The organism is Proteus hauseri ATCC 700826 (assembly GCF_001654965.1).
Classification (GTDB): domain Bacteria; phylum Pseudomonadota; class Gammaproteobacteria; order Enterobacterales; family Enterobacteriaceae; genus Proteus; species Proteus hauseri.
On record NZ_LXEV01000031.1, the window covers coordinates 118,498 to 136,190 of the forward strand.

Here is a 17,693-nt window from a genome sequence, read left to right on the forward strand (position 1 = left end):
ATGAAATTAAACATTCGTTTCTTTAAAGAAATATTTTTAAAAAACAAAAAAAAGATGATAAATTATGATTTCTATCCAAATCATATTTCTATTATTGAAAAACCTTATTCTCCTTACATACGACATATTGCATTAACACTATCATTAAGTGTTATTATATTTATATTATGGTCTTATTTAGGAAAACTAGATATTCAAGCGCCAGCAACAGGAAAGTTGATTGTTTCGGGTTATTCTCAGCATATTCAAATTTATGAACATAGTCGTCTTGTCGCTATTCATGTAGAAAATGGACAATATGTTAATCAAGGAGCACCACTATTAACACTTGATATTTTGGGTATAGACGAGGAAATAAAAGGAATTGAAAATAAAATAAAAAATTTGTTAGCACTAAAAATTCGCTATCAAGCATTAAGTCAGAATACATCACCTCATTCTCTTTATCACTTTAATATATTGGATAAGCGTTCACAAAAAAATATTTTTTTAAGTTATAAAAAAGAGAAAGAAGAATATGAATCAAATATTAACCACATTAATTCAGATATAGAAATAAACCATAGAAATCAATCACACATCAAACAAGAACTATCATCACTAAATACATTAAAAATTAATATTGAAGAACGATTTAAAATTAGAACAACGCTCTACAATAAAAAAACAATCAGTAAAATGGAGTATTTAGAGAGCGAAAAAGAGCTACTTGATATAAATAAGCAAATAAAAACAAAATCATCAGAAATGACAATTTTAATTGGTCAAGAAAGACAACTTAATGAGTACTTAGAAAAAACAGAAAAACAAAAAGCATTAGAATGGCATGACAAATATAAACAATATGAAAGTGAAATAGTTATTTATAGACAAAATTTGAATCACTCTCAAAAACGTCAACAATTAAAATTTGTTCGCTCTCCAGTCGAAGGAACGGTTCAACAACTTTCAACTCATACATTGGGTGCTGTTTTACAACCCTCTCAAACTGTTATGGTTATTGTACCTAAAGAACAAAAGAATATTGCTGAAGTTAATATTCTTAATAAAGATATTGGTTTTATATATCCAGGGCAAAAAGCAATTATTAAACTAGATGCTTTTCCTTATACTCGATATGGCACAATTGAAGGAGAGATCATTAATATTGCTAAAGATTCTATTCAACATGAAGAGTTAGGCTTAGTTTACCCCGCTTTAATTGAGTTAAATAAACAATTCATTAATATAAATAATACTCAATATAAACTTACCGCTGGAATGTCTTTAGTTGCCGATATTATTATCGATCAACGCAGAATTATTGACTACTTACTGAGTCCTATTGAAGTGTATAAAAATGAATCTTTAAGAGAAAGATAATAGCAAATACAAAAAAATTAAAAATATAAAATAAACAGTCCATATAAAATAAACAAAACATAGAAAATTAGATATGAAAAAAGAGAATAAATATCACCAATCTATTCTAGATGGTTTGCTTTATGTTGCTAAAAAAAATAATGATAACTTTAATAAAAAACAAATTATGCATCTATTAGGCGAGAATAATAATTTAACTTATTGGAGCATTATTGAAGCTGCTGAATTTTTAAGCTTAAAGTGTGAGTTTTATTTATTTGATAGCGAAAATGATAAAGATATAACTAGCAATACACTTATAGAAATTAACAATTACTGGTATATTTTAAAAAAAAATAAAAATAATAAATTTATTATTACAGATCCTAAAAATGAAATAACCGAAGAGTTTATTATTAATGATAAAAAAATCTTTAACATATTAAAAACAATAAAAAAAGAAAAACAATTATTGACTAGATTTAATTTAAAATGGTTTATCCCTTCTTTATTAAGACAAAAAAACATATTATTATTAATATTTATCTTGTCCTGCTGCATTCAATTTTTTTCTTTAATTAGCCCTATTGTTTTTGAAAAATTTATTGATAAAGTATTAACAGGAAGGAACATTACCAATTTACATGTATTAGGATGTGTCTTGGTATTAATTGCGATCACAGAGCCTATTTATCTTCTTTTAAGAGATAAATTATATACTTTTGTTTCATGTAAATTAAATTCTGAGTTTTCAGGTAAGGCCTATCAACACCTTATTCGCCTTCCTAATCATTTTTTTAATCAACAACAATCTGGACAAATTATTTCTCGTCTTCAAGAATTAGCAAACATTCAGCAATTTATTACAGGCTCTGCATTTATGATGCTGCTTGATGTTATTTTTATTGTCATTTTTATTTCAGTTATGTTTTCTTATTCAACATTATTAACTTGGATAACATTAGGCTCGCTAGTTATTTATTTTTTTATTTGGTTTATTTTCGGCCCTATAATCCGCTATTGGACTGAAAAAGAATATAAAGCAAATTCAGATAACACTAGTTTATTAACTGAAGCGATTAATGGTATAGAAACAATTAAAATCACAGCGACAGAAAATTATTTTATTGAAAAATGGCAATATAGACTAGCTAATCATATTCTCTTTCGCTTTTCAGGTACTAAGAAAGCATTATTAGCGCAACAGCTCATTCTTACTATCCACAAAATCATGACTGCCATTATTTTATGGCATGGTGTGAAGTTAGTCATGGATATACAATTAACCATAGGAGAATTGATTGCCTTTAATATGTTTGCAGCACATATTACTCAACCTATTTTACGATTGGCTCAAGTTTGGCAAGATTTTCAACAAACGATTGTATCACTGCATCGAATTGGTGAAATTTTAAACTCACCAACGGAACACCAAAACCAAGGCTTAGCAACAATGCCTAGCATTGAAGGTGAAGTTATTTTTTCTCATGTTCGCTTTCGTTATTCCACCAATACTCCAGAGGTAATCGAAGATCTCTCATTATCAATTCCCGCAGGAAAATTTATTGGTATCACGGGGCCATCAGGCTCAGGAAAAAGTACTATCACTCGTTTAATTCAACGTTTTTATACACCACAGCACGGCCAAATTTATATTGATGGAATGGATCTCGCCATTGCAGATCCTCTATCTTTAAGACAAAGCATAAGTATTGTTTTACAAAATAGTTTTTTATTTAGTGGCTCTATTGCTGAAAATATTCGTTTAGCAAAACCTTATTGTTATGAAGAAGAGATATATAATGCAGCAAAACTAGCAGGTGCTTTAGATTTTATACAACAATTACCACAGCAATTTAATACTCAAGTAGGAGAAAGAGGAAGTAATTTGTCCGGTGGGCAACGTCAACGTATTGCATTAGCGAGAGCACTTTTAACTAATCCTCGTATTCTTATTCTAGATGAAGCGACATCAGCATTAGACTATGAATCTGAAGCCGAAATTCTAGCTAATCTACCTTTAATTTGTAAAAACAGAACCGTTATTAGTATTGCCCATCGCTTAAATACCTTATCACGTTCAGATTATATCTATGTTATAGAGAAAGGGCGAATACGAGAAGAAGGAACGCACTCAAATTTATTAAACAATCATGATCTCTATCGCCAATTATGGGATAAACAATTACGATAACTATTTGCTCTCAATTAAATTGAATATAACAACTAGAAAAAGGCTCAATAATTAAATTGAGCCTTTTTCTTATTAATTAACGCAAGCTATAAAAAAATAAAATTAATACAACATACGAGCACGAATAGTTCCCGGCAGTGCTTTAATTTTTTGTAACACTAATTCAGCTTGTGCTTTAGTTTGTGTTGTTATATCAATCACAACATAGCCAACATTACCCGATGTACGTAAATACTGCGCGGCAACGTTGATATTCTCTTCAGTAAAGACTTTATTAATGCTATTCATCATACCAGGACGGTTTTCATGAATATGCAGTAAACGGTTTACATCATCACCATGACTTGGTAATGAAACTTCAGGAAAATTAACTGCTGACAATGTAGAACCATTATCAGAGTATTTTGCTAGTTTACCCGCCACTTCATAACCAATATTCTCTTGTGCTTCTTGCGTTGAACCACCAATATGAGGCGTCAGAATTACATTATCAAATTGTATGAGTTCTGAAACAAAAGGATCATTTGGATCATTATTTGCACCCGGCTCTGATGGGAATACGTCAACGGCTGCACCCGATAAATGCTTAGATTCTAAAGCTTGAGCTAATGCCGGAATATCTACAACCGTACCGCGTGAAGCATTAATTAAAATAGAACCAGGCTTCATACGTTGAATTTCTTCATGACCAATCATGTTTTTTGTAGATGCGGTTTCTGGTACATGAAGGCTTACGATATCGCACATGTTTAGTAGCTCAGACAGGTGACGAATTTGTGTTGCATTACCTAAAGGTAGCTTGTTTTCGATATCATAAAAATAGACATCTAAACCAACACTCTCCGCTAGAATGCCTAACTGAGTGCCAATATGGCCATAACCAATGATACCTAGTTTTTTACCACGTGCTTCAAAACAACCTTTAGCTTGTTTATCCCAAACGCCGCGATGTGCTTTAGCATTTGCTTCTGGAATACGACGAAGTAAAAGTAATAACTCACCTAATACCATCTCAGCTACGGAACGAGTATTTGAGAATGGTGCATTAAAAACAGGAATACCGCGACGAGAAGCCGCATCTAAATCAACTTGGTTAGTCCCGATACAGAAACATCCAACAGCAACCAATTTTTCTGCTGCTGCAAAAATGTCTTCTGTTAAATGAGTACGAGAGCGAAGACCAACAAAACGAGCATCACGGATAGCTTCTTTTAATTCTTCGTCCGATAATGCACCTTTGTGATATTCAATATTGGTATAACCTGCCGCACGTAAATTTTCTACTGCACTTTGATGCACACCTTCCAATAGTAGAAACTTTATCTTTTCTTTTTCCAAAGATACTTTAACCATTTACCCTGCCCTATCGTTGTTACATTTATGAAAAACTCAATCCTGTTCCATCAACATAACAAAAATAGATTTTGTCGCAATACAACCGATTGCAACGATGGCAGAATAAGCGATAGATAAAGTGATTTTCTGCCGAGCAAAATGATTTTGACTAGGATAATGGCAGAATTTTAGGTAGCAATATAACTATCGTGTGATATATATCACTGTATTTAAGGTTTCTGAAATAATTTGAAAAAAATAGGTAGCTACTGCTACCTATTTTCTAAGGATTTACTTGATTGTTTTAACGCCTTGAGATGTTCCCATCAATACAATATCTGCACCACGATTAGCAAATAATCCTACAGTGACTACACCTGGGATGCTGTTTATTTTATTTTCTAACTCTATTGGATTAAGAATTGTTAAATTGTAAACGTCCAAAATGACATTACCATTGTCAGTAACAACATTTTCACGGTATTCAGGCAGGCCACCTAATTTAACTAATTCACGCGCAACAAAAGAGCGAGCCATTGGAATGACTTCAACAGGCAATGGGAATTTACCTAACACATCAACTTGTTTAGATTCATCAACGATACAGATAAAGGTTTTTGCTACACCAGCAATAATTTTTTCACGCGTTAATGCTGCGCCGCCGCCTTTAATCATTTGCATTTGATGGTTTATTTCATCAGCGCCATCAACATAAATATCTAAAGAGTCAACTTCATTACAATCAAAAACAGGAATGCCGTAGCTTTTCAGTTTTTCGGTTGATGCAACTGAACTTGAAACAGTACCTTCAATTTGACCTTTCATTGTTGCTAATGCATCAATAAAGTGTGAAGCCGTTGAACCAGTACCTACACCAACGATCATGCCGGGTTTTACATAATCAAGTGCTGCCCAACCTACCGCTTTTTTTAATTCATCCTGAGTCATTTAATAAAACCTTATTTATCACATTAATGGAATAAGAATAGCATATTGCATTGAAAACTAGCAGGAGACGTATCAAAAACTGAGAAGCAACATTTTAACTCATTACAACAAAAAATATGGCATAGTAGACAATAGAATATAAAATCTAAGAGAGTCTGTTAATGAAACGTCCTGATTATCGGGCACTACAAGCCCTTGATGCTGTCATTCGAGAGCGCGGTTTTGAACGAGCCGCGCAAAAGCTATGTATTACTCAATCTGCCGTTTCACAGCGTATCAAACAATTAGAAAATTTGTTTGGACAACCTTTACTTGTGCGTACCGTCCCACCTCAGCCTACAGAGCAAGGACAAAAATTATTAGCCCTATTACATCAAGTCGAATTGTTAGAAGAACAATGGTTAGGTGATGAAAACAGTGGTTCAACACCTCTTTTACTCTCTTTAGCGGTGAATGCGGATAGTTTAGCAACATGGTTGCTCCCAGCTTTACATCCTGTTTTAACGCAACTTCCGATTCGTTTAAATATTCAAGTTGAAGATGAAACCCGTACTCAGGAACGTTTAAGACGCGGTGAAGTTGTCGGCGCTATTAGTATCCAACCACAAGCATTACCGAGTTGTCTTGTGGATCAATTAGGAGCACTTGATTATTTATTTGTTGCCTCACCTGATTTCGCCCAACGCTATTTTGCCAATGGTGTAACCAAATCATCATTATTAAAAGCACCTGCGGTCGCTTTTGACCATCTTGATGATATGCATCAGGCCTTTTTACAACAAAATTTTGGCCTCTCCCCTGGCAGTGTTCCTTGCCACATCGTTAACTCTTCAGAAGCCTTTGTTCAATTAGCAAAACAGGGGTCAACTTGTTGTATGATCCCGCATTTGCAAATTTCAGATGAACTAAAAAATGGTGAACTCGTTGATTTAACACCGGGGCTTTGCCAACGCCGAATGCTCTATTGGCATCGTTTTGCACCAGAAAGTAGAACAATGAGAAAAGTGACTGATGCACTTATTGATTTTGGCCGTAAAGTATTAAAACAAGATGAAGAGTAAATAAATTTTATTTTATTCATAAAAAATGGGTTTCACTCGAGCAGGAAACCCATTTTTTTATCTATGGTTAACTATTATTTGTTAGGTTTCAATTCAAATACCACATCAACGTAGTCTTTAAACTCAATACTCTGTTGTTGATAAGTTTCTTGTACATCCGCAGGCGATTGTGCTTTTAATGCCATAGCATCCATTCGTACTTGTGCTATTGGATATGGCGTTGCTTCTGGTGCACGATAATTCACACTATAGACCGCGCCCAAATTTGCACCAAAACCCTTCGCCACTGAGCTTGCTTGTTCGATGGCATTTTTTATCGCAACTTCCCGTGCTTTTGTTTTGTATTGCTCTGGATTATTTACACCAAACTCAACATTATTAATCTCATTTAAACCAGCAGACAATGCGCCATCAAGCAGCGTGTTTAGTTGATCTAATTTTTTAATTTTTACATTAACTGTACGCGTTGCAGTGTAGCCATTAATCACTGAGCGTTCAGTTTTCTTATCATATTCATAATTTGGTTGAGTGCGGATATTTGCCGCATCAATATCCTCTTTCGCTACACCATTTTCTTTTAAGAAAGCAAAATATTTAGCAACGCGGTCATCAACTTGCTTTTTAGCCTGAGCGGCATCTTTTGCTCTTTCATTTACCTGAATATTTAATGTCGCCATATCAGGAGTCGCTTTAATAGTTGCATTACCCGATGTTGTAATATGTGGTCCTTCTGGCTCAGCTGCGGCTAGTGCAACTGAAGGTAATCCAACTGCCAACACGGATGCTAATACAATCGCTTTTAATTTCACAAGAACCTCCTGACAAGAGAATAAGTTACACCATCTTATGACGGATAAAATGAACATTAGCACATTTGTTGTAAAGATCTTTAAGATTGAAAGATAATTTTCCATCCCTGAGCTGCTAATTGCACAGCAATAAACCACATCACACAGCCAACAAAAAGATTAATAATGCGCTGAGATCGTGTTTTACTTAACACAGGTGAAAACCAAGCGGCTAATAATGCTAAAGCAAAAAACCAGCCAATCGATGCCATTATTGCCCCAAAAGTAAACCAGGGACGTAGTTCCGAGTTTAATTGACCACCAATACTGCCAATGACCACAAATGTATCGAGATAAACATGAGGATTAAGCCAAGTTACCGCCACTAAAGTGACAATTACACGCCAACGACTTTTTACCTGATTAGCCGTTTGAGTTAATTCAATTTCTTTTGAAAATGCCGTTTTAAATGCACTCCAGCCATACCACAATAAAAAAGCAACACCTCCCCACGTAATAATAAACATTAGGGTTTCAGATTGGCTGAGCAGTGCACTGCCGCCAAACACCCCAACTGTTATTAATACAACATCACTTAATGCGCATAAAAACGCACTCATCAAATGAAACTGTTTTTTGCTTCCTTGTTGCAAAACAAAGGCATTCTGGGCACCTATAGGTAAAATCATCGCAGCACTTAATATAAACCCCTGAAAAAAAGTCGTGAACATGCAAAATACCTTAATAATTATTCGTTTAATGTTTGCTGAATAATAAGTGGATTTTGGTATTAGAGGAAATGAATGATTCTTATTGATAATAAGAAAAACTAATAGGAATATTATTATTAGATATCACGAACAGCCAAGAATAATTAAGATGAAAGCACCAAGCTAATTAAAATAACAAAAGCAATGCTAAATATTGAAATCACATAAGGAAATATCAATAATAATGCCAATAAAAAGAATAATATCCGTAAGGATTTTTTAGGTGTTTGGCTTGAATACCAGATAAATACCAATACAAGAAAAAAAATGATATAGCTATTAATATGATTAAATATCGAAAATAAAAAATAAATAAAATCCACCATAACCCATAATCCTTTTTTTAGAGTGCTTTATTTTCTCCTTCTATTAAGATCTTATGATACAAAAAAGCCACGTTATTAACGTGGCTCTATCACATTTATTTTAGTGAGATTATTCTGCTTTAGCCGTCGCATTTTGTGGCTGATGCATATAGATATCCATTTGTGGGAATGGAATACCGATATTATGAGCATCTAATGTACGTTTAAAATCTTCCATTAAATCCCAATAAACAGGCCATGCATCACCATTTGTAGTCCAAACTCGTACCACAAAATTTAATGAAGAAGGTGCCATTTCATGAAGACGAATAGTCACACCTTTTTCATGCTGAATACGCTTATCTTTAGCAACAACATCGCCCAATACTTTCTTCACCGTATCAATATCAGCATCATAAGCGACGCCGACCATAATTTGTGTACGACGATCAGGCTCACGGCTTAAATTAATTACTTCACTGCTGATAATTTTGCTATTTGGAATAACAATAATGCGATCATCTGCTGAACGTAAGGTGGTTGAGAAAATCTGTACATCTTGAACCGTACCTTCTACAGCACCTATCATGACATATTCATCCGCCCGAATTGGACGGAAAATAACAATAAGCACGCCCGCTGCAAAGTTAGAAAGTGAACCTTGTAAAGCTAAACCAACCGCTAAACCAGCCGCACCTAATACCGCGATAACAGACGCAGTTTGTACACCTAATCGGCCTAATACTGCAATTAAAGTAAAAGCAATAACAGTATAACGCACTAATACAGACAAGAATGTTACTACCGTTGCATCGATATGACGCAACGTTAAGACTCTAGCAACACCTTTCCCAATCATTTTTGCCACAAACAAACCGACAAATAGGATCAGAAACGCTGCAATAATATTCACCGTATACTGAATAAAGAGGTCTTGATTTGCAACAAACCAACCTGTTGCTTCATCTAAACTACCCGGTAATTCATTCATTAGGCCACCTTTTTAAACTTAAAAACGTAATAACAAGAATAGCAATAGAGAGCATATTGTGGCAGATTTATTCTGAAAATATATAGTATTTGTTAATTTTTACTATTTTCCAGAATAAATAACCGATATTTTTGTAGCATTGTAGCAAAATCATCTAACCCACAAAATGAGATACTTTCGTTATCGTAATAGCTCATACCTTCTTCCATTTCATCAGTCTCAAAATGAAGAGTATTAGCTCTTATCATGATTTCTTCATCATCAATAAATAGGCTATATTCTTTTCCGATAAGCTCCCACTGCCTTTCGCTTCCTTTAACTGCATCCATCTCTTCCAAAATTTGGTCTATTTGGCTTATATCACCCTGAATTTCATCATTAAGCCAATAACCAATAGCTTCATGATCCATCGAAAAACGGGCAAAAATACCACCTGTTAAATCTCGCTGAAATTCATAATCCATGGTGTACGCCCCTTATTTAATTTATTTTTTTATAAAAAACATCTTATTCTTATTATGACAAAAATAATAACAAACGGGAGGTTTTATCCTCCCGTTTGTTCATATTAAATACGCTTAAAGCGAATAAATAAAAGTATTACACCGTTGTTTGAAAAATAACTTGGTCTGCTTTCTCTGTATATTGTTCTAGTTGATCAAAATTCAGATAACGATAAGTATCTTCAGCGGTTTCATCCACTTTATTCATAAAATCAAGGTATTCTTGTGGCTCTGGTAAACGACCTAATAAAGAGGCGACCGCAGCGAGTTCAGCAGAAGCTAAATACACGTTAGCGCCAGTACCTAAACGATTAGGGAAGTTACGTGTTGATGTAGAAACCACTGTTGCACCATCAGCAACACGCGCTTGGTTACCCATACATAATGAACAACCTGGTACTTCAATACGCGCACCACTCTTACCAAAGACGCTGTAATAGCCCTCTTCCGTTAATTGAGCCGCATCCATCTTAGTGGGTGGAGCTACCCATAAACGTGTTGGTAATTGACCTTTATGTTGATCTAACAGTTTCCCCGCAGCACGGAAGTGACCAATATTGGTCATACAAGAACCAATAAATACTTCATCAATTTTGCTATTTGCTACATCTGATAATAAACGCGCATCATCAGGATCATTGGGGGCACACAAAATTGGTTCTTTTATTTCATTTAAATCAATTTCGATAACTGCCGCATATTCTGCATCTGCATCAGCTTCTAATAACTGCGGATCGTTTAGCCAGTTTTCCATTGAAGTAATACGACGCTCGATAGTACGACGATCACCATAGCCTTCAGCAATCATCCATTTCAATAATGTTATGTTTGATTGTAAATATTCAATAATTGGAGCTTTATCTAACTTGATTGTACACCCAGCGGCAGAACGCTCCGCTGAAGCATCAGCTAATTCAAACGCTTGCTCTACTTTAAGCTCTGGCAGACCTTCAATTTCTAAAATACGTCCTGAGAAAATATTTTTCTTACCTTTTTTCTCAACTGTCAGTAAGCCGTCTTGGATAGCATAATAAGGAATAGCATGCACTAAATCACGTAATGTAACACCCGGCTGCATTTCGCCCTTAAAGCGTACCAGAACAGACTCTGGCATATCTAATGGCATTACCCCGGTTGCCGCAGCAAAAGCCACTAAACCAGAACCTGCTGGGAATGAGATACCAATAGGGAAACGAGTATGCGAGTCACCACCAGTACCCACGGTATCTGGTAATAACATACGGTTCAGCCATGAGTGAATAATGCCATCACCTGGGCGCAGAGAAACACCACCACGATTCATAATAAAATCAGGTAAGGTGTGATGTGTAGTCACATCCACGGGTTTTGGATAAGCTGCCGTATGACAAAATGATTGCATAACTAAATCAGCCGAGAAGCCAAGACACGCGAGATCTTTTAGTTCATCACGAGTCATTGGGCCGGTAGTATCTTGAGAACCAACCGAAGTCATTTTTGGCTCGCAATATTCGCCAGGGCGAATACCAGGGCGTCCACAAGCTCGACCAACCATTTTCTGCGCTAAAGAAAAACCACGGTTACTTGCTTCTACAGGTTTAGCATGGCGGAAAAGGGTACTTACTGGCAAACCTAATGATTCGCGTGCTTTAGACGTTAAACCACGACCAATAATCAGTGGAATACGGCCACCTGCACGAACTTCATCTACCAGCACATCGGTTTTCAGTTCAAAGTTTTCTAAGAGTTCATTCGTATTATGATCACGAATTTCCCCTTTGTATGGGTAAATATCAATCACATCACCCATATTTAATTTAGAAACATCAACCTCGATAGGTAATGCACCAGCATCTTCCATTGTATTAAAGAAGATAGGGGCAATTTTGCCACCTAGCACAACACCACCACCGCGTTTATTAGGAACGTAAGGAATATCATCCCCCATAAACCACAGCACTGAGTTAGTTGCGGACTTACGTGAAGAACCAGTACCAACAACATCACCGACATAAGCCAGAGGGAAGCCTTTTTTGTTTAACGCTTCAATTTGTTTGATTGGCCCGACATTACCCGGTTGATCAGGTTCGATACCTTCACGCGCATTTTTTAGCATTGCTAATGCATGTAATGGAATATCAGGTCGTGACCACGCATCTGGTGCTGGTGATAAGTCATCCGTGTTAGTTTCACCTGTTACTTTAAATACGGTAACAGTAATTTTTTCTGCTAATTCGGGGCGCTCTGTAAACCATTGCGCATCAGCCCAAGATTGCATAATTTGTTTAGCGTAGGTATTACCAGCTTTGGCTTTCTCTTCGACATCATAAAAGTTATCGAACATTAATAAAGTATGAGAAAGCGCTTTAGCCGCGATAGGCGCCAGTTTTTCATCATCCAGAGATTCAATTAAAGCATGAATATTATAGCCGCCTTGCATTGTACCTAATAATTCAACAGCTTTTTCTGGAGAGATAAGTGGTGATGAGGTTTCGCCTTTAGCAAGGGCTGTTAAAAAACCGGCTTTAACATAAGCAGCTTCATCAACACCAGGGGGAACGCGGTTAACAATAAGGTCTAGAAGGAACGCTTCTTCACCTTTAGGGGGATTTTTTAATAGCTCAACAAGTGCTGCTGTTTGTGTGGCATCGAGAGGTTTTGGAACGACACCTTCAGCTGCACGCTCTGCTACGTGCTTACGGTATTCTTCTAGCACGACTTTCTCCTCGCTTCTTTGTCATTTTGTATACCCGGCTGTCTGCACCCTATCTATTTTGGATGCCAGGTCAGAGGATCTTTTGCTCGCATAAAACTTAAGAGGTTGTGAAATTATGCCCAGCTAAGGGCTATCAGCATAGCAAATCTTCAACACGATGTTAATTCGTTCACATAAAAGTAACATTAATAAGATTCAAATATCTACTTATTCAGATTAAATCACTTAAACAAAATGTATAAGACGTATTTTTACCCAATTTTTTAGATAAAATACTATAAAGAATCTATGAAAATGAATAGAAATATACGATTTATGATAAAAATTATGCTTATGCTCGCAAAAATACCAATAATTGTATTAGTGTATGATGAAAATACACCTTTTATATAGATAGCAATGGCAATATATGCAATTAAAAAACATCTATTTAAGTCGGTAAAAATAAAAAATTTGATTTTAGAAAAAATAGATTAGGTATATTTAATAAAGAAAATAAAAACACCTTTATAATAAAGTATCTTATAGAATAAAAATAAAAATATTACTTTAAATTAATCAAATACATGGTTAAGAACAGTAGCGATTATAGATGTTCCTATTGCGACCAAAACCAAATCATTTCCTACAATCTTCCACTCATATCCTTGATAGTAAGGTAATTGATTTAACATATTTTGTGGAATGGTTTTTTTCATAATTCCAGGAGGAAGAGGCTTTCCTCGAACAAGATTTTTAGCAATTCCTGGTGGTAATGATTGATAACCAATAATATTATTTCTTACTGCTAAAGCTCTTGCCTCATTGTAGGTTAAAGAGACAGAAACAATACCATTACTATTAATTTTTATTTCAGATGAAAAACCATTGTCTTTGTTAAAAGATCTATCGTTATCACTTTGGTAATTTGATATTTTTTGATGACCTTTGCCATTTCCATTTCCATTTCCATTTCCATTTCCATTTCCATTTCCATGAGAAGGATTAGCTAAAGAATCTAAAGAAAATACCATCGTAAACAACAATAGAAAAAAACCGAAAAAAGATCGTTTGCGCATCATAGATATCATCCAAAGCTAAAAAGTTAATTTAAAATAGGAGAATCAGCGCCTAAGTACAACTTCTAATATTCCGATAATATGGCTGTTAAGCATATATAGCTAAAAAACATTTCATCTTATTTGAATGAATAAAAAAGAGCCAAGTTCCATCAAGAACTCAGCCCTTATTTTCAAACTACTTTAGTTATAAAGTCAGCTTATTTTTTCTTTTTCGCTTTTGGATTTGGCAGGTCAGTGATGCTACCTTCAAATACTTCCGCAGCCATACCGATTGATTCATACAGCGTTGGGTGAGCGTGGATAGTTAATGCGATATCTTCAGCATCACAACCCATTTCGATAGCCAGACCGATTTCACCTAACAATTCGCCACCGTTAGAACCGACAATTGCACCACCGATAACACGGTTAGATTCTTTGTCAAAAATCAGTTTAGTCATACCATCAGCGCAATCTGAAGCGATAGCACGGCCAGATGCCGCCCATGGGAAAGAGGCAACTTCATAGCTTACACCTTTCTCTTTTGCTTCTTTCTCTGTCATACCAACCCATGCAACTTCTGGTTCAGTATAAGCGATAGATGGAATAACTTTAGGATCGAAGTAATGTTTTTTGCCAGAGATAACTTCTGCTGCAACGTGACCTTCATGAACACCTTTGTGTGCCAGCATTGGTTGACCAACAATGTCACCGATAGCAAAGATGTGAGGTACATTTGTGCGCATTTGTTTATCAACATGGATAAAGCCGCGATCATCAACTTCAATACCCGCTTGACCCGCATCTAACAGTTTACCGTTAGGTACACGACCGATAGCAACTAAAACAGCATCATAACGTTGTGGTTCTGCTGGTGCTTTTTTGCCTTCCATCGTGACATAAATACCATCTTCTTTTGCTTCAACCGCAGTCACTTTGGTTTCTAGCATCAGGTTAAATTTCTTGCTGATACGTTTGGTAAATACTTTCACCACATCTTTATCAGCTGCTGGAATGACCTGATCAAACATTTCAACCACATCAATCTGAGAACCCAGAGCATGGTAAACAGTACCCATTTCCAGACCGATGATACCACCCCCCATGACCAGTAAACGCTCTGGTACATTTTTCAGTTCCAGCGCATCTGTTGAATCCCAAACGCGTGGGTCTTCATGTGGAATAAATGGTAATTCGATAGGACGAGAGCCTGCAGCAACGATAGCATTTTCAAACGTAATTGTTGTTGAGCCTTCAGCACCAGCAACAGATAAAGTATGAGAACCTGTAAATTTCGCTTCACCGTTAACAACAGTAACTTTACGGCCTTTGGCCATACCCGCTAAGCCACCCGTTAACTGAGAAATAACTTTGTCTTTCCAGATACGAATTTTATCGATATCTGTTTTTGGTGCACCAAAAACAACACCGTGTTCAGATAATGCTTTCGCTTCTTCGATAACTTTAGCAACGTGGAGTAACGCTTTAGAAGGGATACAACCCACGTTCAGACAAACACCACCCAGTGTAGAGTGACGTTCTACTAAAACTGTATCTAAACCTAAGTCAGCGCAACGGAACGCCGCGGAATAACCCGCAGGGCCTGCACCGAGAACCACTACCTGTGCTTTAATTTCAGTACTCATCGTGACCTCATTATTTATTTGTCCGGCGAGTCAGACGATAATCCATATTTAACACCGAGACTTACATACCGCATGCAGTTTACAGAAATGTTAATAAACTGAAAAGCGCTCTAACATGATGGATCTCACAACATACGATGTATGACTGTAAAATCCATCACTGCAATCAGAGAAACCGGCGCTAAGCACCGGTTTTAATGATTACATTACCAAACGACGTAAATCACTCATGTACTGATTAATCAGAGTGATGAATCGAGCACCATCAGCACCATCAATCACACGGTGATCGAAAGATAATGACATTGGTAAAATCAAGCGTGGTACGAATTCTTTACCGTTCCATACTGGTTTCATAGAAGAACGAGACAGCCCCATAATCGCAACTTCTGGTGCGTTTACGATAGGTGCAAAACCGGTTGTACCGATACCACCAAGGCTAGAAATGGTGAAACATCCGCCTTGCATATCAGCAGCAGTTAATTTACCTGCACGTGCTTTCTTAGAAACTTCTGCTAACTCATAAGACAGTTCGATAATGCCTTTTTTGTTAACATCTTTGAAAACAGGAACAACTAAACCATTTGGTGTATCTACAGCAATACCGATATTGATGTATTTTTTCAGGATCAGTTTCTGTCCATCTTCAGAGATAGAGCTATTAAAGCGTGGCATATCTGCCAATGCTTTTGCAGCTGCTTTCATCACGAAGACTAACGGCGTGATCTTAACATCTAGTTTTTTCTTCTCTGCTTCTTTATTTTGCTGTTTACGGAATTCTTCAACCTCAGTGATATCTGCTTCATCAAACAGATTAACGTGAGGGATCATTACCCAGTTACGGCTTAAGTTAGCACCAGAGATTTTCTGGATACGGCTTAATTCAACTTCTTCAATTTCACCAAACTTGCTGAAGTCAATTTTCGGCCAAGGCAACATACCTGGTAATCCGCCACCTGCATTTGCTGGCGCAGATTCAGCACGTTTAATTAATTCTTTCACGTAAGACTGAACATCTTCACGCAGAATACGACCTTTACGACCCGTACCTTTTACTTTCGCAAGGTTAACACCGAATTCACGTGCTAAGCGGCGAATAACAGGTGTTGCATGCACATAAGCATCGTTTTCAACGAATTCTTCTTTCGCGGCTGGTGCTGCTGCTTTTGCAGGTGCAGGAGTAGACGCAGCTGGCGCGGCTACTGGTGCTGGGGCTGCTTGAGCAACAGGTGCTGCACCGGCAACTTCAAAGGTCATAATCAGTGAGCCAGTTTTCACTTTATCGCCCACGGCAATTTTGATCTCTTTAACTACACCGGCAAATGGTGCAGGCACTTCCATAGAAGCTTTGTCACCTTCTACAGTGATCAGTGATTGTTCTTCAGAGATGGTATCACCTACTTTTACCATCACTTCCGTCACTTCAACTTCATCGCCACCGATATCAGGTACATTGACTTCTTTTACAGCAGACGCTGCTGGTGCAGATGCCGCAGGAGCAGGAGCCGCTGCTGAAGGCGCAGGTGCTGCTGCACCCGCAACTTCAAATACCATGATAAGAGAACCCGTGTTCACTTTATCACCTGTTGCGATTTTAATTTCTTTAACCACTCCAGCAAACGGTGCAGGGACTTCCATAGAGGCTTTGTCGCCTTCTACCGTAATCAGTGATTGTTCTTCAGCAACGCTGTCGCCTACTTTTACCATCACTTCGGTAACTTCAACTTCGTCGCCACCAATATCGGGTACATGTACTTCTTTTAATGCCGCCGCAGCAGCAGGAGCCGCTGCTGGTGCAGGTGCTGCTGCTTGAGCGGGTGCAGCTTGTGCTGAATCTTCTGCTTCAAAAATCATAATAAGAGAACCCGTCTGGACTTTATCGCCCACGGCAATTTTAATCTCTTTAACCACACCTGCTTGTGGTGATGGGACTTCCATAGAAGCTTTATCGCCTTCTACAGTGATTAAGGATTGCTCTTCCTCAATACGGTCGCCCACTTTCACCATCACTTCGGTAACTTCAACTTCATCAGCACCGATATCAGGGACTTTAATTTCAATAGACATTAACTTTAC

Annotated in this window: 13 protein-coding genes; 3 read left to right on the forward strand and 10 right to left on the reverse strand. The window is 36.8% G+C overall.

From position 1 onward, the window contains the following. The gene (locus M997_RS13895) at positions 1-1,362 is read left to right on the forward strand and encodes an HlyD family type I secretion periplasmic adaptor subunit (protein WP_064720705.1); all 1,362 of its coding nucleotides are present in this window, start codon (positions 1-3) and stop codon (positions 1,360-1,362) included. A 73-nt stretch (positions 1,363-1,435) separates the two neighbouring features. Next, positions 1,436-3,535, forward strand: a complete 2,100-nt coding sequence (locus M997_RS13900) for a type I secretion system permease/ATPase (RefSeq protein ID WP_064720706.1) — start codon at positions 1,436-1,438, stop codon at positions 3,533-3,535. A 102-nt stretch (positions 3,536-3,637) separates the two neighbouring features. On the opposite strand, the gene serA is transcribed toward M997_RS13900, so the two are convergent. Together serA and rpiA are read right to left on the reverse strand one after the other, a co-directional pair. Continuing rightward, positions 3,638-4,888, reverse strand: coding sequence for a phosphoglycerate dehydrogenase (serA, locus tag M997_RS13905; RefSeq protein WP_064720707.1), 1,251 nt, complete (start codon positions 4,886-4,888; stop codon positions 3,638-3,640). Positions 4,889-5,161: 273 nt separating this feature from the next. Then, positions 5,162-5,818, reverse strand: coding sequence for a ribose-5-phosphate isomerase RpiA (gene rpiA, locus M997_RS13910; protein WP_064720708.1), 657 nt, complete (start codon positions 5,816-5,818; stop codon positions 5,162-5,164). Between the two features lie 161 nt (positions 5,819-5,979). Between rpiA and M997_RS13915 the strand changes: the two genes are divergently transcribed. After that, positions 5,980-6,879 (forward strand): LysR family transcriptional regulator ArgP, encoded by a 900-nt coding sequence (locus tag M997_RS13915; RefSeq protein WP_064720709.1) that lies wholly within the window; start codon positions 5,980-5,982, stop codon positions 6,877-6,879. Positions 6,880-6,953: 74 nt separating this feature from the next. Here the strand turns inward: M997_RS13915 and M997_RS13920 are convergent, their stop codons facing one another. From M997_RS13920 to aceF, 8 genes are all read right to left on the reverse strand, one after another. After that, complete coding sequence (locus tag M997_RS13920; protein WP_064720710.1) at positions 6,954-7,688, reverse strand: oxidative stress defense protein; 735 nt, start codon at positions 7,686-7,688, stop codon at positions 6,954-6,956. A gap of 80 nt (positions 7,689-7,768) precedes the next feature. Next, entirely contained in the window at positions 7,769-8,398 is a 630-nt protein-coding gene (gene argO, locus M997_RS13925) for an arginine exporter ArgO (RefSeq protein ID WP_064720711.1), read from the reverse strand. Positions 8,399-8,872: 474 nt separating this feature from the next. Continuing rightward, complete coding sequence (gene mscS / locus M997_RS13930) at positions 8,873-9,733, reverse strand: small-conductance mechanosensitive channel MscS (RefSeq protein ID WP_064720712.1); 861 nt, start codon at positions 9,731-9,733, stop codon at positions 8,873-8,875. Between the two features lie 92 nt (positions 9,734-9,825). Beyond that, the gene (locus tag M997_RS13935; RefSeq protein ID WP_064720713.1) at positions 9,826-10,197 is read right to left on the reverse strand and encodes a YacL family protein; all 372 of its coding nucleotides are present in this window, start codon (positions 10,195-10,197) and stop codon (positions 9,826-9,828) included. Between the two features lie 136 nt (positions 10,198-10,333). Continuing rightward, complete coding sequence (gene acnB / locus M997_RS13940) at positions 10,334-12,931, reverse strand: bifunctional aconitate hydratase 2/2-methylisocitrate dehydratase (protein ID WP_064720714.1); 2,598 nt, start codon at positions 12,929-12,931, stop codon at positions 10,334-10,336. Positions 12,932-13,485: 554 nt separating this feature from the next. Continuing rightward, a complete protein-coding gene (locus M997_RS13945; protein ID WP_064720715.1) occupies positions 13,486-13,992 on the reverse strand; it encodes an anti-virulence regulator CigR family protein in 507 nt (168 codons plus the stop codon). Between the two features lie 197 nt (positions 13,993-14,189). Next, a complete protein-coding gene (lpdA, locus tag M997_RS13950) occupies positions 14,190-15,617 on the reverse strand; it encodes a dihydrolipoyl dehydrogenase (protein ID WP_064720716.1) in 1,428 nt (475 codons plus the stop codon). 201 nt (positions 15,618-15,818) lie between these two features. After that, positions 15,819-17,684 carry a pyruvate dehydrogenase complex dihydrolipoyllysine-residue acetyltransferase gene (aceF, locus tag M997_RS13955; protein WP_064720717.1) on the reverse strand — a complete coding sequence of 622 codons (1,866 nt, stop codon included), beginning with the start codon at positions 17,682-17,684 and terminating at the stop codon, positions 15,819-15,821. Positions 17,685-17,693: the final 9 nt, after the last annotated feature.

Coding starts and splice junctions, on each gene's coding strand:
- M997_RS13895 (WP_064720705.1), top strand. CDS start 1: ATGAAATTAAACATTCGTTTCTTTAAAGAAATATTTTTAAAAAACAAA.
- M997_RS13900 (WP_064720706.1), top strand. CDS start 1,436: ATGAAAAAAGAGAATAAATATCACCAATCTATTCTAGATGGTTTGCTT.
- serA (WP_064720707.1), bottom strand. CDS start 4,888: ATGGTTAAAGTATCTTTGGAAAAAGAAAAGATAAAGTTTCTACTATTG.
- rpiA (WP_064720708.1), bottom strand. CDS start 5,818: ATGACTCAGGATGAATTAAAAAAAGCGGTAGGTTGGGCAGCACTTGAT.
- M997_RS13915 (WP_064720709.1), top strand. CDS start 5,980: ATGAAACGTCCTGATTATCGGGCACTACAAGCCCTTGATGCTGTCATT.
- argO (WP_064720711.1), bottom strand. CDS start 8,398: ATGTTCACGACTTTTTTTCAGGGGTTTATATTAAGTGCTGCGATGATT.
- mscS (WP_064720712.1), bottom strand. CDS start 9,733: ATGAATGAATTACCGGGTAGTTTAGATGAAGCAACAGGTTGGTTTGTT.
- M997_RS13935 (WP_064720713.1), bottom strand. CDS start 10,197: ATGGATTATGAATTTCAGCGAGATTTAACAGGTGGTATTTTTGCCCGT.
- M997_RS13945 (WP_064720715.1), bottom strand. CDS start 13,992: ATGATGCGCAAACGATCTTTTTTCGGTTTTTTTCTATTGTTGTTTACG.
- lpdA (WP_064720716.1), bottom strand. CDS start 15,617: ATGAGTACTGAAATTAAAGCACAGGTAGTGGTTCTCGGTGCAGGCCCT.
- aceF (WP_064720717.1), bottom strand. CDS start 17,684: ATGTCTATTGAAATTAAAGTCCCTGATATCGGTGCTGATGAAGTTGAA.